Origin of the sequence: Streptomyces sp. NPDC087270, assembly GCF_044744625.1 — a bacterium.
Classification (GTDB): Bacteria; Actinomycetota; Actinomycetes; order Streptomycetales; family Streptomycetaceae; genus Actinacidiphila.
On sequence record NZ_JBIUYR010000006.1, the window covers coordinates 451,666 to 474,724 of the forward strand.

A 23,059-nucleotide genomic window follows, 5' to 3' on the forward strand; every position below is an offset into this window, starting at 1 on the left:
GCCGCAAGGTCCGGGAGGGACCGGGCCGGGCCGCCCGGGCGGACAGGGGCACCCGGGTGCGGATACTCTCTGCGGCCATGGACCTCGCTACGTTCCGCAAGCTCGCCGTCGACCGTCGCGTCATTCCGGTCAGCAGGCGATTGCTCGCGGACGGCGACACCCCGGTCGGCCTGTACAGAAAACTCGCGGGCGAGCGCGTCGGCACCTTCCTGCTGGAATCCGCGGAGGACAGCAAAGCATGGTCCCGCTACAGCTTCGTCGGGGTCCGCTCGGCCGCGACGCTGACCGCGCGCGACGGGCAGGCGCACTGGCTCGGCACCCCGCCGGTGGGCGTCCCGGTGGACGGCGACCCGCTGGCCGCGCTGCGGGCCACCGTGGAGGCCCTGCACACCCCGCGCGACCTGGTCGAGGGCATGCCCCCGTTCACCGGCGGCATGGTCGGCTACCTCGGCTACGACATCGTCAGGCGCCTGGAGCGGATCGGCGAGCACGGGAGCGACCAACTCCGGCTGCCCGAACTGACGATGCTGCTCACCTCGGACATGGCCGTGCTGGACCACTGGGACGGCAGCGTGCTGCTGATCGCCAACGCGATCAACCACAACGACGAGGACACCGGCGTGGACGAGGCGTACGCCGACGCGGTGGCACGGCTGGACGCGATGCAGGCGGACCTGGGCCGCCCGGTCGAGCACCCGCCGGTCGCGCTGCCGCCCTCGGAGCTGCCGGAGTACACCACCCGGTGGGGCGGCCAGGACTTCCGGGACGCGGTGGAGGACGTTAAGGAGCGGATCAGGGCCGGCGAGGCGTTCCAGGTGGTGCCCTCGCAGCGGTTCGAGACCCCGTGCACGGCGAGCGCGCTGGACGTCTACCGGGTGCTGCGGGCCACCAACCCGAGCCCGTACATGTACCTGTTGCGTTTCCCGGGCGAGGACGGGGGCGCGGAGGGCGGCTTCGACGTGGTCGGCTCCAGCCCCGAGGCGCTGGTCAAGGTCGAGGACGGGCACGCCATGGTGCACCCGATCGCGGGCACCCGGCCGCGCGGCGCCACCCCGCAGGCCGACGCGGCGCTCGCCGAGGAACTGCTCGCCGACCCCAAGGAGCGGGCCGAGCACCTGATGCTGGTCGACCTCGGCCGCAACGACCTCGGCCGGGTCTGCGAACCCGGCAGCGTCGAGGTGGTCGACTTCATGTCGGTCGAGCGCTATTCGCACGTGATGCACATCGTCTCGACCGTCACCGGCCGCGTCGCGCCCGGCCGTACCGCCTTCGACGTGCTCACCGCCTGCTTCCCGGCGGGCACCCTCTCCGGCGCGCCCAAGCCCCGCGCGATGCAGATCATCGAGGAACTGGAGCCCGCCAGGCGGGGGTTGTACGGGGGCTGCGTCGGCTATCTCGACTTCGCCGGCGACTCCGACACCGCGATCGCCATCCGTACGGCGCTGCTCCGCGACGGCACCGCCTACGTCCAGGCGGGCGCGGGCATCGTCGCCGACTCCGACCCGGTCGCCGAGGACACGGAGTGCCGCAACAAGGCCGCCGCCGTCCTGCGGGCCGTGGGCACCGCCAACACGCTGTCGGGGTGACCGGACCCCCGGGGTGCCTTGTTCCGCCGGTCGAGGGACCACCTGCCGGTGGGGGTGGGGGCCCTCCCAGGCGAAGCCCTGGGGGAGCGCAGCGCCCCGCGCCCCCGGGGTTCGTGCGGCTCTTCCGCGGAAGAGCCGCAACCCCCAGGGGCGCGGGGAACCGAGCCCGACCGGCTGCCCGGGCGGGCCCGTTCGGCTTCAGCCGGTGAACGCGGTGAGGCCGTTCGGGGTGCCGAGGCCGGTGGGGCCGTCGTACCCGCTGGCGCCGCTGCACAGGTAGGACGTGCTGCAGGAGCCGTTCGACCCGCTGGTCACGTCGTTCAGGGAGGACGTGTGGCTGTACGGGAACGACGCCGGCGTGGAGCCGGACGACGGGGTCCCGGCGAGCGCGTAGACCGAGGCGATGATCGGCGAGGACACGCTCGTGCCGCCGAAGACCTCCCAGCCGCCGTCACCGCCGTAGGTGTCGTAGACCGCCACACCGGTGCTCGGGTCGGCCACCGCGGAGACGTCGGCCACCGTGCGCTTCGAGCAGCCGCTGTCCGTCTGCCAGCTCGGCTTCGCGTCGTAGGCCGAGCAGCCCGAGCCCGAACCGCTCCACGCGGACTCGCTCCAGCCGCGGGCGGAGGAGTCGGCGGTCAGCGAGGTGCCGCCGACCGAGGTGACGTACTGCGAGCCCGCCGGGTACTCCACGCCGTAGCCGGAGTCGCCCGCGCTGACGGTGATCGCCACGCCCGGGTGGTCGAAGTACGAGCTGTCGTACGACGAGTCGGACGAGGACTCGCCGCCGCCGTAGCTGTTGGAGACGTACTTCGCGCCCAGCGACACCGCGGTGTTCACCGAGGTGCCCAGCGCGGTCATCGAGGCGCTGCTCGCCTCCACCAGGAGGATGTGGCACTGCGGGCAGGTGGCGCTGACCATGTCGAGGTCGAGCGAGATCTCCTCGGCCCAGCCGGCGTCGGCGCTGGGCAGCGAGGAGGCGCTGCCGTTCTGGCCGACCTTGCTGAAGCAGCCGTTGGCGGTGGTGCACGCCGACAGGCCGTAGGTGGAGCGGTAGGTGGCGAGGTCCGCTTCGGCGTTGGGGTCGTCGTACGCGTCGACGATCGCCACGGTCGCGGCGGAACCGCCGGTGGTGGGCAGGTTGTAGGCGGCGTGCAGGTCGTCCGGGCCGAAGCCGGAGGGCGCCGCGGCCGGGTTGACCGCACCGCTGGACCTGGCCAGCGTGCTCGCCCCGCTGGTGACCTTGACGGCCTGACACGCCATCTGGCCGGCGGTCGTGGCGGTGGCGCAGGAGTGGGCCGTCCGCAGGCCGTGCACCGCCGGGGCCGCCTGCGCCGAGGAGGCGAGGGCGAGACCGGATGCGGCGAGCCCCGCCGCTGCGGTGAGGGCGAGGCCGGTACGGACGGACGTCGGGCTGAGGGTGCCGAGGGTGAAGCGCAAGCGACTGCCTCCTGTGGTGGGGGGAACCGAGGAGCGTGTGTGAACGCTGGGATTTCTGTGCGGTTTTGGGAACAGTGGGACGGGCGGAACGCTATGTCTGACGGGCACACGTCAACAAGAAGCGGGCGGTGATCTCCGCTTTACCTTCACGTGGCGGACGCGCGGACTCCCCATGACCTACGCGCGATCCCCCCGCGCTCCCGTCGTGCCGCGGCAGGACCCGCCCCCGGGCCGCGCCCGGACCCGCACCCGGACCTGCCCCCCGCCGAGGGGGCGCCGCGCGGGCAGGGGATAGTGGAAGGGTGAACACGTCTTCGGCCGCGCCTGAGCAACCCGTGACGTCCACCGAGCAGCCCGCGCCGGACGCCGGGCCCGAGCCGGCGGACCCCGCCGGGCCCGGTGTCGTACGGCGCGCCGACTCCGACCGCCGCACCGCCTACCGGGCCCTCGCCGTCGCGCTGGCCTGCGGTGTCCTCGGCGCGAGCCTGGTGCTGCTGGCCGCGGGCAAGACCTGGGCGCACGGCACCGCCTCCTCCGCGGGGCACGCCATGCCGGTGCACGCGGGCGGCAGCCAGATGACCGCACTGCCGGGCGCGCTCGCCCTGGTCGGGCTCGCCTCCCTGGTGGCGATCTTCGCGGTGCGCCGGGTCGGCCGCTACGTCGTCGCCGCGCTGCTCACGCTCAGCGGCCTCGGCGCCGCCGTCACCGCGCTCACCCGGCGCGGCGACCACGGCGCCCTGGATTCCGCCGCCGCGACCGCGACCAGCCTCACCCACGCCACCGCCGCGCACACCAGCACCACCGGCTGGCCGTTCGTCTCCGTCGCGGGCGGGCTGCTGCTCCTCCTCGCCGGCCTGATCGCGCTGCGCCACGGCTCCCGGTGGCCCGCGATGTCCAGCCGCTACGACCGGCCCGGCGTCCGCGCCGCCCGCGCGTCCGCGCCCCCCGTGGTCGACCCGGACCGCCCCGAGGACCTGTGGAAGGCCCTCGACCGCGGCGAGGACCCCACGGAGGACCCCGCCGCGGGCCACGCGGAGAAGCCCACCGCGCGCTGACGGCGGCTGCCCGTGGCCGCGCTTCGGGCGGTGTGCCCGGCCCGCGGCCGACGCGCGCGACCCCGGTGCACACCCCACCCCCCGCACGCGCAACAATGGGGGACGAAGTGGGAGGCGCAGGACGCCCCGACCCGACTCAGCAGGGAGCACTCATGGCGGCACAGCACGACCACGGACACACGCCCGCCGCCTGGACCGGCGTGATCATCGCGTTCGTCGGTTTCTGCGTGGCCGGCGGCTTCATGGTCGCGGCGAACACGGCCGGTTTCTGGGTGGGCATGGCGATCGCCGCCCTCGGCGTCGTCGTCGGCGGGGTCATGAAGCTGATGGGCCTCGGCCAGACGTACAAGCCGATCGCGAGCAGCGACAGCTCCTCCACCGAGGAGTCCCGCGCCCACGCCGGCGTCTGAACCGGCGACGGGCCCGACCGGCCGAACGGCTCAGCCGGACCAGCGGCCGAGCCGGCGGGAGCGGCCGGACCGCACCACGTTCGGCGGCGGCTCGACGGCCGATCCGCCCGCCGCGGGACCCGGCAGGGCCTCGTAGTACCTCGTAGTACCTCGCAGGGCGCAGCCGCCCGGACCTCGTTCCGCGCGCTGCGCCTTCGTGCGTCCCGGGGCAGAATCGGCGCTGTGACCCACCTCACTCCCGAGGCTCCCGCCCGCGCGGCCACCCCCGGCCCGCGGTCTCCCGGCGGCACCGGCCGCGACCCGCGCGCCACCCTGCGCCGCGCCGCCGTACCGCTCGGCGTGCTCGGCGGCGTGGCGGCGGCCTTCGCCTACGTCGGCAGCGTCGACCCGAACACGCCCGGGCACTACCCGGCCTGCCCGCTGCTGTACTACACCGGCGTGTACTGCCCCGGTTGCGGCGGCCTGCGCGGCGCCTACGCCCTCGTGCACGGCCACGTCCGCACCGCGCTCGGCTGCAACGCGGTGGCGGTCGCCGGATACGCCGTCCTCGCCGTCGTCTGGGTGCTCTGGGTGGTGCGCGCGGTCCGCGGCAAGCCGTTCGAGCCGAACGTGCGGCCGGCGTGGCGCTGGGCGATCGGCGCGCTGGTCCTCGCCTTCACGGTTGTCCGGAACCTGCCCTTCGGCGCGGCCCTCGCGCCCTGACCGGCACGGCGGCCGTGACGGCATTCGTCCAGGTGGTGGGACCGGACATGGCACGATTCGGGTACCGAGGCCACCGCCCGATACCATCGGGTTGCCGGCGGTCAACCGCCACTGGCTTGATCATTTCGCTGCTCGACCCGGCCGGAAGGGGAGTTCTCGCGTGAGTGTGCTCGACGAGATCATCGACGGAGTACGAGCCGACCTCGCCGAGCGACAGGCCCGGGTCTCCCTTGACGACCTCAAGGAGCGTGCGGCCAAGGCGCGCGACGCCCGCGACGGCGTGGCCGCCCTGCGCGGCGAGGGCGTCAAGGTGATCTGCGAGGTCAAGCGCTCCAGCCCGTCCAAGGGCGCGCTGGCCGCGATCGCGGACCCGGCGGCCCTCGCGGCGGACTACGAAGCGGGCGGCGCCGCGGCGATCAGCGTGCTCACCGAGCAGCGCCGCTTCGGCGGGTCGCTCGCCGACCTCGAAGCGGTCCGGGCGAAGGTCGACACGGCCGTGCTGCGCAAGGACTTCATCGTCACCGCCTACCAGTTGTGGGAGGCCCGCGCCTACGGCGCCGACCTCGCGCTGCTCATCGTCTCCGCGCTCGACCAGGCCGCCCTCGTCTCCCTCGTCGAGCGGGCCGAGTCCATCGGGCTCACGCCGCTCGTCGAGGTGCACGACGAGGAGGAGGTGGAGCGGGCGGTCGACGCGGGTGCCCGGATCATCGGGGTCAACGCGCGCAACCTCAAGACGCTCGAGGTGGACCGGGACACGTTCGCCCGGGTCGCGCCCGAGATCCCCGACCACATCGTCAAGGTCGCGGAGTCGGGGGTGCGGGGCCCGCACGACCTCATCGCCTACGCGCACGACGGTGCCGACGCGGTGCTGGTGGGCGAGTCGCTCGTCACGGGGCGCGATCCCCGTACCGCCGTCGCCGATCTCGTGGCGGCCGGTGCGCACCCCGCCCTGCGGCACGGGCGCGACTGACCCCCCGAGGCGCCCCGTCCTCCCGGAACCGGCGGAACCGCCGAGCCCGGGGGGTCCGCCCGGCCAGCTAGACTGCGGGGCATGGCCATCGCCCAACGTCTCGCACCCGGGTGCAAACCCCGGGGCTGCCGCGCGCCCGCGCGGCGGGTGCTGGGGCGACGGGTGAGGTACGTGATCGGCTGCGAGCCGGGTCAGGTGAACGGCAGGCGATGGCGCCGCGGCTGAGCCGCGCAGCAGCTGTCAGCCCGACCACCACACCCCCCAGGGGACACGTATGTCCGATACGCCAGACGAACACACCTTCTTCCTGCCCGACCCGGAGGGCTCCGTGCCCACCCCGGAGGGCTACTTCGGCCCGTTCGGCGGCAAGTTCATCCCGGAGGCGCTGGTCGCCGCCGTGGACGAGGTCGCCGCGGAGTACGAGAAGGCGAAGACCGACCCGGCCTTCGCCGCCGAGCTCAACGACCTGATGGTCAACTACGCGGGCCGCCCCAGCGCGCTGACGGAGGTGCCGCGGTTCGCCGAGCACGCCGGCGGCGCGCGGGTCTTCCTCAAGCGGGAGGACCTGAACCACACCGGCTCGCACAAGATCAACAACGTGCTCGGCCAGACCCTGCTCACCAAGCGGATGGGCAAGACCCGGGTGATCGCGGAGACCGGGGCGGGCCAGCACGGCGTGGCGACCGCCACCGCGTGCGCCCTGTTCGGCCTGGAGTGCACGATCTACATGGGCGAGATCGACACGCAGCGCCAGGCGCTGAACGTGGCGCGGATGCGGATGCTCGGCGCCGAGGTGATCGCGGTGAAGTCCGGCAGCCGCACCCTGAAGGACGCGATCAACGAGGCGTTCCGGGACTGGGTCGCCAACGTCGACCGCACCCACTACCTGTTCGGCACCGTGGCCGGCCCGCACCCGTTCCCCACGCTGGTCCGCGACTTCCACCGGGTGATCGGTGTGGAGGCCAGGCGCCAGCTGCTGGAGCGCACCGGACGGCTGCCCGACGCCGCGGTGGCCTGCGTCGGCGGCGGCTCCAACGCCATGGGCCTGTTCCACGCCTTCCTGCCGGACACGTCCGTGCGGCTGGTCGGCTGCGAGCCCGCCGGGCACGGCGTGGCCACCGGCGAGCACGCGGCGACGCTGACCGTCGGCGAGCCCGGCATCCTGCACGGCTCCCGGTCGTACGTCCTCCAGGACGACGAGGGACAGATCACCGAGCCGTACTCGATCTCGGCCGGCCTGGACTACCCGGGCGTCGGCCCGGAGCACTCCTACCTCAAGGACACCGGGCGGGCCGAGTACCGCGCCGTCACCGACGACGCGGCGATGCAGGCGCTGCGGCTGCTGTCCGGCACCGAGGGCATCATCCCCGCCATCGAGAGCGCGCACGCGCTGGCCGGCGCCCTGGAGATCGGCCGCGACCTGGGCCCGGAGGGCCTGATCCTGGTGAACCTGTCCGGCCGCGGCGACAAGGACATGGACACCGCCGCCCGCTACTTCGGGCTCTACGACGAGGGGGACGCGAAGTGAGCGGCACCATCACGCTTCTGGAACAGACCATCGCCCAGGCCCGGGCGGAGCACCGCGCCGCGCTCGTCGCGTACCTCCCGGCCGGTTTCCCGACGGTCGAGGGCGGCATCGAGGCGGTCAAGGCGGCGTTCGAGGGCGGCGCCGACATCGTCGAGGTCGGGCTGCCGCACAGCGACCCCGTGCTCGACGGGCCGGTCATCCAGACCGCCGACGACATCGCGCTCAACAAGAACCACGTCCGCATCGCCGACGTGCTGCGCACCGTCCGCGAGGGCCACGCCGCCAGCGGCAAGCCGGTGCTGGTCATGACGTACTGGAACCCGGTCGACCGGTACGGCGCCGAGCGGTTCGCCGCGGAACTCGCCGACGCGGGCGGGGCGGGCTGCATCCTGCCCGACCTGCCGGTGGAGGAGTCCGAGGTGTGGCGCAAGGCGGCCCAGGCGCACGGCCTGGCCACCGTCTTCGTCGTCGCCCCCTCCAGCCGCGACGAGCGGCTGGCCCGGATCACCTCGGCCGGCAGCGGCTTCGTCTACGCCGCCTCCCTGATGGGCGTCACCGGCACCCGGGCGAGCGTCGGCGAGCAGGCGGCCGGGCTCGTGGCCCGCACCCGCGCGACCACCGAACTCCCCGTCTGCGTCGGGCTCGGCGTCTCCAACGCCCAGCAGGCCGCGGAGGTCGCCGCGTTCGCCGACGGGGTCATCGTCGGCTCCGCGTTCGTCCAGCGGCTGCTCGACCACGAGGACCTCTCCGAGGGCCTCGCGGCCGTACGGTCCCTGGCGGCCGACCTCGCCAAGGGGGTCCGCCGGGCGCCCTGACCCTCCGGGGTGGGTGGTTCTCCCGGTTCGGGGACCACCTGCCGGTGCTGGGTCGCGCGTGCCGTTCCCCGCGCCCCTGTTGTGGTGCGGCTCCTTCCGCGGAGGAAGGGTGCGCCCCGCAGGGGCGCGTGGGGGCACCTCCCAGGCGAAGCTCTGGGGGAGGACCGCGCGACGAGCCGCCGCCCACCCACCGCAAGGTCCCGGAGCCGACAGCACCGGGCAGCCCGGGCGGTCCCGTCACCCTTACGTGCACAAAAGGTCACCCGCCCGGGCGAAATCACCCCACGGCACAAGCCAAGCGCAGCGCTCCCGCGTTGGAACGGCGTGAGCGAGAAGAACCGGAACGGAAAAACCAGCGCGCGCCAGGCGCTGCAGGCGCAGCGCGAGAGGGACAAGGCCCGGGCGAAGCGGAAGCGGACCCTGATGGTGGCGGGAGGAGTCGTGGTCGTGCTGGCCGTCGCCGCCGGCATCGCCATCGCGGTGGCCGACCACGACAGCAACAAGAAGAGCACCGCCGGCGACTCCGCGGGCACCGTGACCGCGCCACGCGGCGCCACCGGGAAGGACAACCTGGTGATCCCGGTCGGCGCGGCCGACGCGCCGTCCACGCTGACCGTGTACGAGGACTTCCGCTGCCCGGCCTGCGACGCCTTCGAGAAGAGCTTCACGCCGACGATCCACAGCCTGGAGGACAGCGGCGAGCTGCGCACGGAGTACCACCTGGTCACCCTCATCGACGGCAACCTGGGCGGCGACGGCTCGCTGAACGCGGGGAACGCCGCCGCCTGCGCCCAGGACCAGGGCAAGTTCCGCGCCTTCCACGACGTGCTCTACGACAACCAGCCGGACGAGCAGGACGACAAGTTCGGCGACAAGCAGAACCTGCTCACCCTGGCCGGGAAGGTCCCGGGCCTGAAGAACGCGGCCTTCACCGCCTGTGTGAACAACGGCACACACGACGCGTGGGTGAAGAAGTCCAACCAGGCGTTCAACACCGCCGGCTACAACTCCACCCCGACGGTGCTGCTCAACGGCAAGAGCATCTACGGCACCTCGGCGCTGACCCCGGACTCGCTCAAGCAGATGGTCCAGGCCGCGAACAAGGGCAAGAAGCCCGGCAAGGTCACCGCCACGCCCAGCCCGTCCTGACCGTTCCGACCGTTCCGACCCTCCGCCGGAGGTAGGACGTTATCCAGACGTAGCCGGGCGGGTTGCCGTACTACCCGCCCGGCACGGTAGCGTCGGGACTGCCATGGAACTCGCATACATTCCCAGCCCGTCGCGCGGTGTCATCCATCTCGGACCGATCCCGCTGCGTGGCTACGCGTTCTGCATCATCATCGGCGTCTTCGTAGCCGTCTGGCTCGGGAACAAGCGGTGGATCGCCCGCGGCGGCAAGCGGGAGACCGTCGCGGACATCGCCGTGTGGGCGGTGCCGTTCGGCCTGGTCGGCGGCCGTCTGTACCACGTGATCACCGACTACGAGCTGTACTTCACCAACGGCAACGACTGGGTGAACGCCTTCAAGGTGTGGGACGGCGGCCTGGGCATCTGGGGCGCGGTGGCCCTGGGCGCGCTGGGTGCGTGGATCGGCTGCCGCCGGCGCGGCATCGCGCTGCCGGCCTACGCCGACGCGATCGCCCCCGGCATCGCCTTCGCCCAGGCCCTGGGCCGCTGGGGGAACTGGTTCAACCAGGAGCTGTACGGCAACCACACCAGCCTGCCGTGGGGCCTGAAGATCACCAGCACCGCGGGCGACCGGGTGCCGGGCATCTATCAGCCGACGTTCCTGTACGAGTGCCTGTGGTGCATCGGCGTCGGGTTCCTGGTGATCTGGGCCGACCGCCGCTTCAAGCTCGGCCATGGCCGGGCCTTCGCGCTCTACGTGGCGTCGTACTGCGTCGGCCGCGGCTGGATCGAGCACATGCGGTCCGACTACGCCCACCACATCCTGGGACTGCGTCTCAACGACTGGACGGCGATCGTCTGCTTCATCGGTGCCGTGGTCTACATGGTGGTGTCGTCCAGGCTGCGGCCCGGCCGGGAGGCCGTGGTCGAGCCCGCCGCGGTGGCGGCGGACGGAGCCGAAGGCGCCGAGCCCGGCGAGGCGGGTGACGCCGCGGACTCCTCGGCGTCCGAGCCCTCCGACGCGGGCGACGCGGTCGACATGACCAAGGCGTCGGCGGAGTCCGACGTGGCCGACGTCGATGCCGGTGCCGATGCCGGTGTCGCGCCCGCCGGAGCGAAGTCCGAGCAGCCCTCGCAGTCCTCCTGACCTCCTGATCCCGCCCCGGCGCCCCCTTCGCGGCCGGCCCTGACCCCCCACACCGGGGGACGAATCCGCAGGTCAGGGCAGCCTTCCCTTGCTGGCGGCGACCCGGAATGCCACGTACGGTCGAACCGTTGGCAGACGTACGCGGGTCGCTGGGGCGCCCGGGGGAGGGGTAGGGACATGACGACGGCCACCATCGAGCCGGCCGGTTCGGCCGCGCCGTACCACGAGCCCGAGCACACCCACCGCGACGTCAGCGGCGGGTGGCTGCGGCCGGCGGTGTTCGGCGCGATGGACGGGCTGGTGTCGAACTTCGCGCTGATGACGGGGGTCGCGGGCGGTGACGTGAGCGCCCGGACCGTGGCGGTGACCGGTCTGGCCGGGCTTGCCGCCGGGGCGTTCTCGATGGCGGCCGGCGAGTACACCTCGGTCGCCTCGCAGCGCGAGCTGGTCGAGGCGGAGCTGGCGGTCGAGCGGATCGAGCTGGACCGCAACCCGGAGGCGGAGCTGCGCGAGCTCGCCGCGCTGTACGTGTCGCGCGGAGTGGAGCCGAAGCTGGCCCACGAGGTGGCCCGGCAGCTGTCCGTCGACCCCGAGCAGGCGCTGGAGATCCACGCCCGCGAGGAGCTGGGCGTCGACCCGGACGACCTGCCCTCGCCGCTGGTCGCGGCGGCCTCCTCGTTCGTCTGCTTCGCGCTGGGCGCGCTGCTGCCGGTGCTGCCGTACCTGCTGGGCGCTTCGGTGCTGTGGCCGGCGGTCGGGCTGGCGATGGTCGGGCTCTTCGGCTGCGGGGCCGCGGTGGCCCGGGTCACCGCGCGTTCCTGGTGGTACAGCGGGCTGCGGCAGCTCGTGCTGGGCGCCGCCGCGGGCGGTGTCACCTTCGCGCTGGGCTCCCTGATCGGCTCCGCGGTGGGCTGACCCGCCCCCTTGACGACCGGCCGTACCATCGAAAGTACGGGTGGGGCCGACAACCTGGCACAAGGTTCTGTTTCCCCCTCGTTTCAGCGTCGGCCGCACGGGGCATCAGTCGGTAACGCAACCGGCAGAGCTTTCCCGAAAAGGTTCGTCGAGCTGCGCGCGGGGCACCCCCGCTCGCAGCGCCGGGATCGTCCGTAAACCCCGCGGTACGACGCTGGCCTGAAGTAGCCGTTCCACCTCCCGAGATTCACCCCGCATGTCCACATGCTGGAATCGAGTATCCGCTTCTCGAACACTCGTCCATCATGTAACCTGCACGAAATCGCAGAGGGCCAACGTCGTCCCTGTTGCGCATGCCCATGACGGGCGATGCATATCAGCCAAATGACGACGACGGGAGAGCCATGCGTTCGCGTTCCGCGTTCATGGACGGGCGCCCCGCCCCGCAGGGGATGTACGATCCCCGCCACGAGCACGACGCCTGCGGCGTCGGCTTTGTCGCCACCCTCAGCGGTGAGGCGAGCCACGCGCTCGTCCAGCAGGCGCTGACCGTCCTGCGCAACCTGGAACATCGCGGCGCCACCGGTGCCGAGCCGGACTCCGGCGACGGCGCGGGCATCCTGTTGCAGATCCCGGACACCTTCCTCCGCGCGGCCGTCGGCTTCGAGCTGCCCGCCGCGGGGCAGTACGCCGTCGGCCTGGCGTTCCTGCCGCACGAGCACGACGACCGCACCAAGGCCGTCGACGCCATCGAGCGGATCGCCGCCGAAGAGGGCCTGACCGTCCTGGGCTGGCGCGAGACGCCGACCGACCCCGACCTGCTCGGTGCCACCGCCCGCTCCACCATGCCGTACTTCGCCCAGCTCTTCGTCGCCGACCAGGCCGGGCACCGCGCCGGCATCGACCTGGACCGGCCCGCGTTCGTGCTGCGCAAGCGCGCCGAGCGTGAAGCCGACGTGTACTTCCCGTCGCTGTCCGCGCGGACCATCGTCTACAAGGGCATGCTCACCACCGGCCAGCTGGAGCCGTTCTTCCCCGACCTGTCCGACGAGCGGTTCGCCACCGCCATCGCGCTGGTCCACTCCCGCTTCTCCACCAACACCTTCCCGAGCTGGCCGCTCGCCCACCCGTACCGGTTCGTCGCGCACAACGGCGAGATCAACACGGTCAAGGGCAACCGCAACTGGATGCGGGCCCGCGAGTCGCAGCTGGCCAGCGAGCTGTTCGGCCCGGTGCGCCCGGCGGACGGCAGCACCGCGCAGGCCGCGGGCTCCGCCGGCACCCCCGCCGACCTGGAGCGGATCTTCCCGATCTGCACCCCCGGCGCCTCCGACACCGCGTCCTTCGACGAGGTGCTGGAACTGCTGCACCTCGGCGGCCGCTCGCTGCCGCACAGCGTGCTGATGATGATCCCCGAGGCGTGGGAGAACCACGCCTCGATGGACCCGGCCCGCCGCGCCTTCTACCGCTACCACTCCACGCTGATGGAGCCCTGGGACGGTCCGGCCTGCGTCACCTTCACCGACGGCACCCTCGTCGGCGCGGTCCTGGACCGCAACGGCCTGCGCCCGGGCCGCTACTGGGTCACCGACGACGGCCTGGTGGTCCTCGCCTCCGAGTCCGGCGTGCTGCACGACATCGCCCCGGAGCGGGTGGTCCGCAAGGGCCGGCTGCAGCCCGGCCGGATGTTCCTGGTCGACACCGCCTCGCACCGCATCGTCGAGGACGACGAGATCAAGGCCGAGATGGCCGCCCAGAACCCGTACGCGGACTGGCTGGACGCCGGGCTGATCAACCTCGCCGACCTGCCCGAGCGCGAGCACATCGTGCACACCCACGCCTCGGTCACCCGCCGCCAGCAGACCTTCGGCTACACCGAGGAGGAGCTGCGGGTCATCCTCGCGCCGATGGCGCGCACCGGCGGCGAGCCGCTCGGCTCGATGGGCACCGACTCGCCGATCGCGGCGCTCTCCGAACGGCCCCGGCTGCTCTTCGACTACTTCACCCAGCTCTTCGCGCAGGTCACCAACCCGCCGCTGGACGCCATCCGCGAGGAGCTCGTCACCTCGCTGATCTCCACCATCGGCCCGTCCGGGAACCTGCTGGAGCCCAGCCCGGCCTCCTGTCGCAACATCACCCTGCCGTTCCCGGTGATCGACAACGACGAGCTGGCCAAGCTCATCCACGTCAACGCCGACGGCGACCTGCCCGGCCTGAAGGCCGCCACGCTCTCCGGCCTGTACCGGGTGGCCGGCGGCGGCGACGCGCTCGCCGCGCGGCTGGCCGAGATCTGCGCCGAGGCCGACGCCGCCATAGAGGACGGCGCCCGCCTGATCGTGCTCTCCGACCGGCACTCCGACGCCGAGCACGCCCCGATCCCGTCGCTGCTGCTGACCTCCGCGGTGCACCACCACCTGATCCGCACCAAGCAGCGCACCCAGGTCGGGCTGATCGTCGAGGCCGGCGACGTCCGCGAGGTGCACCACGTCGCGCTGCTGATCGGCTACGGCGCCGCGGCCGTCAACCCGTACCTGGCCATGGAGTCCGTCGAGGACCTGGTCCGGGCCGGCACCTTCCTGCCCGGTGTCGACGCCGAGACCGCGATGCGGAACCTGATCAAGGCGCTCGGCAAGGGCGTGCTGAAGGTGATGTCCAAGATGGGCATCTCCACCGTCGCCTCCTACCGCGGCGCGCAGGTCTTCGAGGCGGTCGGCCTGGACGCCGAGTTCGTCGACACCTACTTCCACCTCACCGACACCAAGATCGGCGGGGCGGGCATCGACGTCATCGCGCAGGAGGTCGCCGCCCGGCACGCCAAGGCGTACCCGGTCTCCGGCATCCCCGCCGCGCACCGCCGGCTGGAGATCGGCGGCGAGTACCAGTGGCGCCGCGAGGGCGAGCCGCACCTGTTCGACCCGGACACCGTCTTCCGGCTCCAGCACGCCACCCGCACCCGGCGCTACGACATCTTCAAGCAGTACACCTCCCGGGTGAACGAGCAGTCCGAGCGGCTGATGACGCTGCGCGGCCTGTTCGGCCTCAAGCAGGACCGCCCGGCCGTCCCGATCGACGAGGTCGAGCCGGTCAGCGAGATCGTCAAGCGGTTCTCCACCGGCGCCATGTCGTACGGCTCGATCTCCCGCGAGGCGCACGAGACGCTCGCCATCGCGATGAACCAGCTCGGCGGCAAGTCCAACACCGGCGAGGGCGGCGAGGACCCGGAGCGGCTGTACGACCCGGCCCGGCGCAGCGCCATCAAGCAGGTCGCCTCCGGCCGGTTCGGCGTCACCTCCGAGTACCTGGTCAACGCCGACGACATCCAGATCAAGATGGCGCAGGGCGCCAAGCCCGGCGAGGGCGGCCAGCTGCCCGGCCACAAGGTCTACCCGTGGATCGCCGGCACCCGGCACTCCACCGCGGGCGTCGGCCTGATCTCGCCGCCGCCGCACCACGACATCTACTCCATCGAGGACCTCGCCCAGCTCATCCACGACCTGAAGAACGCCAACCCCAGGGCGCGGGTGCACGTCAAGCTGGTCTCCGAGGTCGGCGTCGGCACCGTCGCGGCGGGCGTGTCCAAGGCGCACGCCGACGTGGTGCTGATCTCCGGCCACGACGGCGGCACCGGTGCCTCCCCGCTCACCTCGCTGAAGCACGCCGGCGGTCCCTGGGAGCTCGGCCTCGCCGAGACCCAGCAGACGCTGCTGCTCAACGGGCTGCGGGACCGGATCGTGGTGCAGACCGACGGCCAGCTCAAGACCGGCCGGGACGTGGTGATCGCGGCGCTGCTCGGCGCCGAGGAGTTCGGCTTCGCCACCGCGCCGCTGGTCGTCTCCGGCTGCATCATGATGCGGGTGTGCCACCTGGACACCTGCCCGGTCGGCGTCGCCACCCAGAACCCGGTGCTGCGCGACCGGTTCTCCGGCAAGCCCGAGTTCGTGGTGAACTTCTTCGAGTTCATCGCCGAGGAGGTCCGTGAGCTCCTCGCCGAGCTGGGCTTCCGCACCATCGAGGAGGCCGTCGGCCACGCCGAACTGATCGACGCCGGCCGCGCGGTGGACCACTGGAAGGCGCAGGGCCTGGACCTGGCCCCGCTGCTGTACGTGCCGGAGCTGCCCGAGGGCGCGGCGCTGCACCGCATCACCGGCCAGGACCACGGCCTGGACCGCGCGCTCGACAACGAGCTGATCCGGCTCGCCGCCGAGGCGCTGGAGTCCGGTGCGCCGGTCCGCGCGCAGGTGCCGATCCGCAACGTCAACCGCACGGTGGGCACCATGCTCGGCCACGAGGTGACGAAGAAGTACGGCGGCGCCGGCCTGCCCGAGGACACCGTCGACATCACCTTCACCGGCTCCGCGGGCCAGTCCTTCGGCGCGTTCCTGCCCAAGGGCATCACCCTGCGGCTGGAGGGCGACGCCAACGACTACGTCGGCAAGGGCCTGTCCGGCGGCCGCGTGATCGTCCGCCCGGATCGCGGCGCGGACCACCTCGCCGAGGAGTCCACCATCGCGGGCAACACCATCGCCTACGGTGCCACCGGCGGCGAGCTGTTCCTGCGCGGCCGCACCGGCGAGCGGTTCTGCGTGCGCAACTCCGGCGCGACCGTGGTGGCCGAGGGCGTCGGCGACCACGGCTGCGAGTACATGACCGGCGGCCGGGCGGTCGTGCTCGGCGCCACCGGCCGGAACTTCGCGGCCGGCATGTCCGGCGGCATCGCCTACCTGCTGGACCTCGACCCGGACTGCGTCAACCCGGGCATGGTCGAGATCGAGCAGCTCACCGCCGACGACATCACGTGGCTGCACGACGTGGTGCGCCGCCACTTCGAGGAGACCGGCTCGACCGTCGCCGAGCGGCTGCTCGCCGACTGGGGCGGTGCCCTCACCCGCTTCGGCAAGGTCATGCCGAGGGACTACAAGGCAGTGCTCGCCGCCAAGAACGCCGCCGAGCAGGCCGGACTCTCGGAGTCCGAGACCACCGCGAAGATGATGGAGGCGGCAAATGGCTGACCCCAAGGGCTTCCTCACCACCCCGCGTGAGAACAACCCGACCCGCCCGGTCGAGGAGCGCAAGCAGGACTGGAAAGAGGTCTACGTCCCCGGTGGCCTGCTGCCGATCGTCAGCAAGCAGGCCGGCCGCTGCATGGACTGCGGTATCCCGTTCTGCCACCAGGGCTGTCCGCTCGGCAACCTCATCCCGGAGTGGAACGACTACGCCTACCGCGAGGACTGGACCGCCGCGTCCGAGCGGCTGCACGCCACCAACAACTTCCCGGAGTTCACCGGGCGGCTGTGCCCGGCGCCGTGCGAGACCGCGTGCGTGCTCGGCATCAACCAGCCGCCGGTGACGATCAAGAACGTCGAAGTCACCATCATCGACAAGGCCTGGGACAACGGGGACGTCACGCCGCAGCCGCCGGAGCGGCTGTCCGGCAAGACCGTCGCCGTCATCGGCTCGGGCCCGGCGGGCCTGGCCGCCGCCCAGCAGCTCACCCGGGCCGGCCACACCGTCGCGGTCTACGAGCGGGCCGACCGGATCGGCGGCCTGCTGCGGTACGGCATCCCCGAGTTCAAGATGGAGAAGCGGCACATCAACCGCCGGATCGAGCAGATGCGGGCGGAGGGCACCAAGTTCCGTACCGGTGTGCAGATCGGCACCGACCTGGACGGCGCGAAGCTGGCCCGGCGGTACGACGCCGTGGTCATCGCGGCCGGCGCCACCCAGTGGCGCGACCTGCCGGTCGAGGGCCGCGAACTGACCGGCGTGTACCAGGCGATGGAGTACCTGCCGCTGTCCAACAAGGTGCAGGAGGGCGACTTCGTCGCCCCGCCGATCACCGCCGAGGGCAAGCACGTGGTGGTCATCGGCGGCGGTGACACCGGCGCGGACTGCGTCGGCACCGCGCACCGGCAGGGCGCGCTGTCCGTCACCCAGCTGGAGATCATGCCGCGCCCCTCCGACGAGCGGCCCGCGCACCAGCCGTGGCCGACGATGCCGATGGTCTACAAGGTGACCTCCGCGCACGAGGAGGGCGGCGAGCGGGTCTACGCCGTCAACACCGTGAAGTTCACCGGCGACGCCGACGGGCATGTGCGCGAACTGCACCTGGTCGAGGTGGTCTTCCAGGACGGTAAGTTCGTGCCCCAGGAGGGCACCGAGCGGGTCATCCCGGCCGACCTGGTCACCCTCGCGATGGGGTTCACCGGCACCGACCAGAAGAACGGGCTGATCGAGCAGCTCGGCCTGGAACTGGACGCGCGCGGCAACATCGCGCGGGACGGCTCGTACGCGACCAACGTCGACGGGGTCTTCGTCGCCGGTGACGCCGGCCGCGGCCAGTCGCTGATCGTGTGGGCCATCGCCGAGGGGCGCTCCGCGGCGAAGTCCGTCGACGCGTACCTCACGGGGGTGCCGTCGGCTCTGCCCTCGCCGATCCGTCCGACCGACCGGCCGCTCACGGTCTGACCCGAGCGGCTTCCGCCGGGCTCCGCCCGGCCCCCGAGATGTCCCGCACAACGGCGTGCGGTACGCAGCAACACCCGCAGCGCTCGCCACTCCCCGACCAAGGAGGCGAGCGCTGCACCTTTCCGCGGCGCCCTCGCGGAGGGCGTTCCCCCGAAGGGGCGCCCCCGTGAGGCGGCTCCTACGTCTCGCACTCCAGCTCCGTCCTGCACAGGGTGCACCGGGCGCGCAGGCGGCCCTTGCAGGGGAGGCGGATGCGCTGGAAACAGGTGGGGCAGGGGAAGGAGACGCGCAGCCGGTCCGGGGTGCCCTCGAAGGAGTAGTCGGCCGCGGCGGGGGCGACGCCGGCCCGGCGGTTCCTGGCGTAGAGGCGGCGGGCCGCCCACGACGCGGCTGCCAGCGGCGGCCTGCGCAGGTCCTGGTGGGCGCGGGTGAGGCCGACCCGGTAGGCGTCGCGGGCCTGCGGGCTGCGGAACCACGGCTCGATGTCGTCGCCAAGGGCGGCCGCCCGCTTGGCCAGGACGTACCCGAACTCCTCGGGCGTCAGATACCCCAGCTTGTACGCGGACATCGTCATCCGGTCCCCGCGCATCGACGGCTCCTCGCGGTAGGCGTCCAGCAGCAGCCAGCCCGCACCGAGGTACGCGGTCGCGGTGTCCGTGAGGATCTCGTTGTCGCGGGTGCCGGGGAAGGACAGGCCGAGCCGGTGCAGGTAGACGTGCATCACCTCGTGGGCGAGCGCGGCCCCCACGTCCCGCCGGTCGGTCCGGAAACGGGAGTGCAGCTCCACGAAGTACTCCGGGCCCGCGGCCAGTTCGACGTTCCCGGCGTGCGCCATGTCGCGGAAGCCCACCACCATCCGGGCGTCCGGCAGCCGCAGGTGCTGCACCATCACCCGGGCCACCCGCAGCGCGCCCAGATACGGGTCCTCGTCGTCGGGGAAGTCCACCAGCTCCGGCCGCACGCTGGTCGCGAACCGGGCCACCCCGTCCGCCGACAGCCGCCGATGGATCGCGGTCAGCGCGCCGCGTACCGTCTCCAGGTGCGGAAACCCGTGCACGATCGGCCCCCCGGCGGCTTCCTCGCCGCCCCCGGCTCCCTCGCCCATGACCACCTCCCCGCCCCTGCGAGCCTAGGCCACGCCCGCTCGCGGCGGGCGGGCCCGGGAACCGAATGTGTGCACCACCACCGCATTCATGATCGGCAAAGGCGTTCCACCAGCGGCTTTCGTGCGGCAGCATGAGGGGCATGCCTGCCCTCAACCGCGCCGAGGCCGAGACCCGCGCCCGTGACCTGGCCGTAGAGCACTACGCGATCGACCTCGACCTCACCAGGGGCGAGGAACGCTTCGGATCGACCACCGTCATCCGATTCGCGGCGCTCCGCGACTGCGACAGCTTCGCCGAGATCGAGCCCGCCGCCCTGCACCGGGTGCTGCTCGACGGCGCCCCGCTCGACCACGCGCTGGCCGACGGCAACCGGCTGCCGCTGCCCGGACTCACCGCGGGCCCGCACGAACTGCGGGTCGAGGCCGACATGAACTACTCGCACACCGGCGAGGGCCTGCACCGCTTCACCGACCCCGCCGACGGCGAGACGTACCTGTACACCCAGCTCTTCCTCGACGACGTCCGCCGGGTCTTCGCCGCCTTCGACCAGCCCGACCTGAAGGCCCGCTTCGACGTGGCGGTCACCGCGCCGGAGGACTGGGCGGTGCTCGGCAACGGCGCCGCCACCCGCACCGCGCCCGGCCGCTGGCAGATGGCCACCACCCCGCCGCTGCCCACGTACGTCGTCGCGGTCGCCGCCGGGCCGTACCACACGGTGCGCGCCGAGCACGCCGGGCTGCCGTTCGCCCTGCACTGCCGCCGCTCGCTCGCCGAGCACCTGGACCGGGCCGCGCCCGACCTGTTCGCCTTCACCTTCGGCTGCTTCGACCGCTACCGCGAGATGTTCGCCGAGCCGTACCCGTTCGACTCCTACGACCAGGCGTTCGTGCCCGAGTTCAACTTCGGCGCGATGGAGAACCCCGGTCTGGTCGTCCTGCGCGACGAGTACGTCTACCGCTCCGCCGCCACCCCCTCCGAACTGCTGGACCGCGCGGTGGTCATCGCCCACGAGATGGCCCACATGTGGTTTGGCGACCTGGTCACCCTGCGCTGGTGGGACGACATCTGGCTGAACGAGTCGTTCGCCGAGTACATGGGCTTCCAGATCGCCTCCGAGGCCCCCGGCTTCGACGACGCCTGGACCGGCTACGGCGCCCACCGCAAGTTCCGCGGCTCCGACAGCGACCAGCGCCCCTCCACCCACCCGGTCGCGCCGCTGCCCGAGGACGTCCCCGACACCGCGTCCGCGCTGACCAACATCGACGGCATCTCCTACGCCAAGGGCGGCTCCGCGCTGCGCCAGCTCATCACGTGGATGGGCCGCGAGGACTTCCTGGCCGGCCTCAACGAGCACTTCGCCCGGCACCGCTTCGGCAACGCCCGCCTCGCCGACCTGATCGACTCGCTCGCCTCCGCCACCGACCGCGACGTGACGGCGTGGGCCGAGGCATGGCTGCGCACCACCGGCGTGGACACCCTCACCCCGGCCGCCTCGCCCGCGCCCGGCGGCTGGCGGCTGGAGATCGGCCACAGCGGCGAACGCCCGCACCGCATCGGCGTCGGACTGTACGACCGGGCCCCCGGCGACCCGGCGCGGCTGGTGCTGCGCGAGCGCGCCACCGTCGACATCACGGCCACCGCCGCGGTCGAGCGCCGTACCTTCGACGGCCCCCGGCCCGACCTGGTGCTGCTCAACGACGGCGACCTCAGCTACGTCAAGGTCCGCTTCGACGACCGCTCGTGGGAGGCGGTCCGCGACGCCCTCGGCAGCATCCCCGACCCGCTGTCCCGCTCGGTGGCGTGGAACGCGGCCCGCGACCTGGTGCGCGACGCCCGGCTGGCGCCCGCGGAGTACCTGGCACTGGTGGGCCGGCATCTGCCGGCCGAGTCCGACCCGGCGATCGTGCAGGGCGTGCTCACCTTCGCCCGCGCGACCGTCGCCGACCGCTACCTCGACCCGGCGCTGCGGCCCGACGCGCTCGCCGGCCTCGCCGGGACCGCCCGCGCGCTGCTCGCCGAGGGCCGGGCCGGCAACCGGCTCACCGCCACCCGCGCGCTGATCGCCTCCGCGCTGAGCGCCACCGACGCGGCCGAACTGCGCGACTGGTACGACCGGGGCGTGCTCCCCGGCGACGGCACGCTGGACCAGGAGCTGCGCTGGCTGCTGCTGGCGCGGCTGGCCGTGCTGGGTGCGGCCGGCGCCGCCGACATCGACGCGGAACTGGCCCGCGACACCAGCGCCACCGGCCACGAGTCCGCCGCCCGCTGCCGTGCGGCGCTGCCCGACAAGGACACCAAGTCCGCCGCCTGGCAGGCGATCTTCCATGACGACTCCAGCTCCAACCCGCTGCTCGGCGCGGCCGCGGAGGGCTTCTGGCAGCACGAGCAGCGGGCCCTGCTGGACGGCTACCTGCCCCGCTACTTCCCCGACGCCGTCGCGCTCGCCGCCCGCCGCGGGCCGGCCGTCGCGAACATGGTCGCCCGCAGCGGCTTCCCGTTCACCGAGATCACCGCGGAGACGCTCGCGCTGGGCCGGGCCGCCCTCGACGACCCCGCCGTGATCCCGGCGCTGCGCCGCACGTTCGACGACCAACTGGACGATCTGGCAAGGGCGTTGCGGGTCCGGCAGGTGTTCGGCGGCTGAACGGCGGGCTGAACGGCGGGCTGAACGGCGGGCTGAACGGCGGCTGATCGCCGGCTGATCGGGGCGCCAGGAGGACCGGGAAGCCCGGGGGGAGATCCGGCCCGCGCGCGAGAGCGCGGGCCGGGCCCCAACGGCCGCCCGATCAGGGCTTGATCGGCATCGGCGCGGCGAACTTCCGTGTCTGCGCGATCAGTTCCGGCTCGGTGAGCTCCGACGAGCCCGCGTCGACGCACAGGATCACGTTGCCGGACCGCACCAGGATGTCGGTGCTGCTCTCGTAGTCGCCCTTCGGGGTGACCTTCAACGCGTACGCCTCGTCGCCCAGGTCCTTCACCGGCGTCAGCGTCGACGTGGTCGTGACCTTCTTGCTGTCGCCGGTGTTCGCCTCGTAGGTCCCGCAGCGCTTCACCACGGTCTTGATCGTCGTGATCAGCTTCTCCGCGTTGTCCCCCTCGAAGCCGGCGAACGCCACTTCCTGGGAGCTGCTCATCGGGTCCAGGATCGTCTCGTACGCGTCCGAGGCCCGGTAGTCCGTCAGCAGGTCGTCGGGTTCCACGACGGTGAGCGCGTCGTTGCAGGTGTCGGTCGGCAGCCGGGCGGGGTCGGGGTCGGCCAGGCCGTTGGCGCTGTCGGCCTCGCTGCCCTTCTCCACCGTCCAGCCCGACGGCAGCGTCGCGACGGTCGGCAGCGCCGCCTTGAGCTTGTCGCCGTCGGGCGTGGTGGGCGGCGGCGTCGTCGGCACCGGGGCCGGCGTCGCGGTGTCGGACGCGGAAGCGGGCGGCGTGGTGCCGTCGGCCGCGGGTGTGTCGTCGTTGCACGCCGTCAGCAGCAGAGCACAGGCCGCGAGCGTGGCCACGGACGCGGCAGCCTTCTTGATACGCACGGAAGTCCCCCCGGACAGATGGTCGAAAGTCTCAGCAAAACGGCCGCAATCGAACCGATGCGGCCCGCACGAACCTATCCGACCGCCCCACCCGAACCTCCCGAACCGGAAACACCACGGCTTTGCTGTACGGGATCTCCACAACTGGACCGCATCCATTCCGGGTTCACGCCGTACATCCCGCCGGCGGCGGCCCGCGCGGTCGGAACAACCGCCGGAACGTACCCATTCGGGCCAATCGTCGTTGAGCAGGGCGCCCTTGTCG

The 23,059-nt window shown here is 72.7% G+C and carries 17 protein-coding genes; 14 read left to right on the top strand and 3 right to left on the bottom strand.

Annotated elements, in window-relative coordinates; all coding sequences use genetic code 11:
• The first annotated feature begins 77 nt into the window (after nt 1-77).
• A complete protein-coding gene (locus tag ACIPAE_RS15510; RefSeq protein ID WP_329370497.1) occupies nt 78-1,586 on the top strand; it encodes an anthranilate synthase component I in 1,509 nt (502 codons plus the stop codon).
• 198 nt (nt 1,587-1,784) lie between these two features.
• On the opposite strand, the gene ACIPAE_RS15515 is transcribed toward ACIPAE_RS15510, so the two are convergent.
• A complete protein-coding gene (locus tag ACIPAE_RS15515; protein ID WP_329370499.1) occupies nt 1,785-3,026 on the bottom strand; it encodes a peptidase S8 in 1,242 nt (413 codons plus the stop codon).
• A 302-nt stretch (nt 3,027-3,328) separates the two neighbouring features.
• Between ACIPAE_RS15515 and ACIPAE_RS15520 the strand changes: the two genes are divergently transcribed.
• From ACIPAE_RS15520 to ACIPAE_RS15575, 12 genes are all read left to right on the top strand, one after another.
• Entirely contained in the window at nt 3,329-4,081 is a 753-nt protein-coding gene (locus ACIPAE_RS15520) for a TIGR02234 family membrane protein (RefSeq protein WP_402445456.1), read from the top strand.
• 152 nt (nt 4,082-4,233) lie between these two features.
• Nucleotides 4,234-4,491, top strand: a complete 258-nt coding sequence (locus ACIPAE_RS15525; protein WP_329370503.1) for an HGxxPAAW family protein — start codon at nt 4,234-4,236, stop codon at nt 4,489-4,491.
• Nucleotides 4,492-4,713: 222 nt separating this feature from the next.
• Entirely contained in the window at nt 4,714-5,193 is a 480-nt protein-coding gene (locus ACIPAE_RS15530) for a DUF2752 domain-containing protein (RefSeq protein ID WP_402445459.1), read from the top strand.
• Nucleotides 5,194-5,353: 160 nt separating this feature from the next.
• On the top strand, nt 5,354-6,163 hold the full coding sequence (trpC, locus tag ACIPAE_RS15535) for an indole-3-glycerol phosphate synthase TrpC (RefSeq protein WP_328462881.1): 810 nt from the start codon (nt 5,354-5,356) through the stop codon (nt 6,161-6,163).
• Between the two features lie 81 nt (nt 6,164-6,244).
• Nucleotides 6,245-6,388, top strand: coding sequence for a tryptophan biosynthesis modulator TrpM (gene trpM / locus ACIPAE_RS15540; protein WP_402445462.1), 144 nt, complete (start codon nt 6,245-6,247; stop codon nt 6,386-6,388).
• A gap of 49 nt (nt 6,389-6,437) precedes the next feature.
• Nucleotides 6,438-7,691: a tryptophan synthase subunit beta gene (gene trpB, locus ACIPAE_RS15545; RefSeq protein ID WP_329370506.1), complete on the top strand. Its 1,254-nt coding sequence runs from the start codon at nt 6,438-6,440 to the stop codon at nt 7,689-7,691.
• Nucleotides 7,688-8,506 (top strand): tryptophan synthase subunit alpha, encoded by an 819-nt coding sequence (gene trpA / locus ACIPAE_RS15550; RefSeq protein ID WP_329370507.1) that lies wholly within the window; start codon nt 7,688-7,690, stop codon nt 8,504-8,506. Before trpB ends, trpA begins: the two co-directional genes overlap by 4 nt.
• Nucleotides 8,507-8,830: 324 nt before the next feature.
• Nucleotides 8,831-9,655: a thioredoxin domain-containing protein gene (locus ACIPAE_RS15555; protein ID WP_329370509.1), complete on the top strand. Its 825-nt coding sequence runs from the start codon at nt 8,831-8,833 to the stop codon at nt 9,653-9,655.
• 103 nt (nt 9,656-9,758) lie between these two features.
• Nucleotides 9,759-10,781 carry a prolipoprotein diacylglyceryl transferase gene (lgt, locus tag ACIPAE_RS15560; RefSeq protein WP_402445465.1) on the top strand — a complete coding sequence of 341 codons (1,023 nt, stop codon included), beginning with the start codon at nt 9,759-9,761 and terminating at the stop codon, nt 10,779-10,781.
• 177 nt (nt 10,782-10,958) lie between these two features.
• Nucleotides 10,959-11,696: a VIT1/CCC1 transporter family protein gene (locus ACIPAE_RS15565; protein WP_329370513.1), complete on the top strand. Its 738-nt coding sequence runs from the start codon at nt 10,959-10,961 to the stop codon at nt 11,694-11,696.
• Between the two features lie 404 nt (nt 11,697-12,100).
• Nucleotides 12,101-16,705, top strand: coding sequence for a glutamate synthase large subunit (gene gltB, locus ACIPAE_RS15570; protein ID WP_366413931.1), 4,605 nt, complete (start codon nt 12,101-12,103; stop codon nt 16,703-16,705).
• The gene (locus tag ACIPAE_RS15575; protein ID WP_328462869.1) at nt 16,698-18,161 is read left to right on the top strand and encodes a glutamate synthase subunit beta; all 1,464 of its coding nucleotides are present in this window, start codon (nt 16,698-16,700) and stop codon (nt 18,159-18,161) included. Before gltB ends, ACIPAE_RS15575 begins: the two co-directional genes overlap by 8 nt.
• 178 nt (nt 18,162-18,339) lie before the next feature.
• Here the strand turns inward: ACIPAE_RS15575 and ACIPAE_RS15580 are convergent, their stop codons facing one another.
• Nucleotides 18,340-19,266, bottom strand: a complete 927-nt coding sequence (locus ACIPAE_RS15580; RefSeq protein ID WP_402445467.1) for a hypothetical protein — start codon at nt 19,264-19,266, stop codon at nt 18,340-18,342.
• 140 nt (nt 19,267-19,406) lie between these two features.
• Here ACIPAE_RS15580 and pepN point away from each other — a divergent pair, with 140 nt between their 5' ends.
• Complete coding sequence (pepN, locus tag ACIPAE_RS15585) at nt 19,407-21,911, top strand: aminopeptidase N (RefSeq protein ID WP_402445469.1); 2,505 nt, start codon at nt 19,407-19,409, stop codon at nt 21,909-21,911.
• A 142-nt stretch (nt 21,912-22,053) separates the two neighbouring features.
• Here pepN and ACIPAE_RS15590 read toward each other — a convergent pair whose 3' ends face one another.
• Nucleotides 22,054-22,794: a hypothetical protein gene (locus ACIPAE_RS15590; RefSeq protein ID WP_402445471.1), complete on the bottom strand. Its 741-nt coding sequence runs from the start codon at nt 22,792-22,794 to the stop codon at nt 22,054-22,056.
• Nucleotides 22,795-23,059 lie beyond the last annotated feature (265 nt).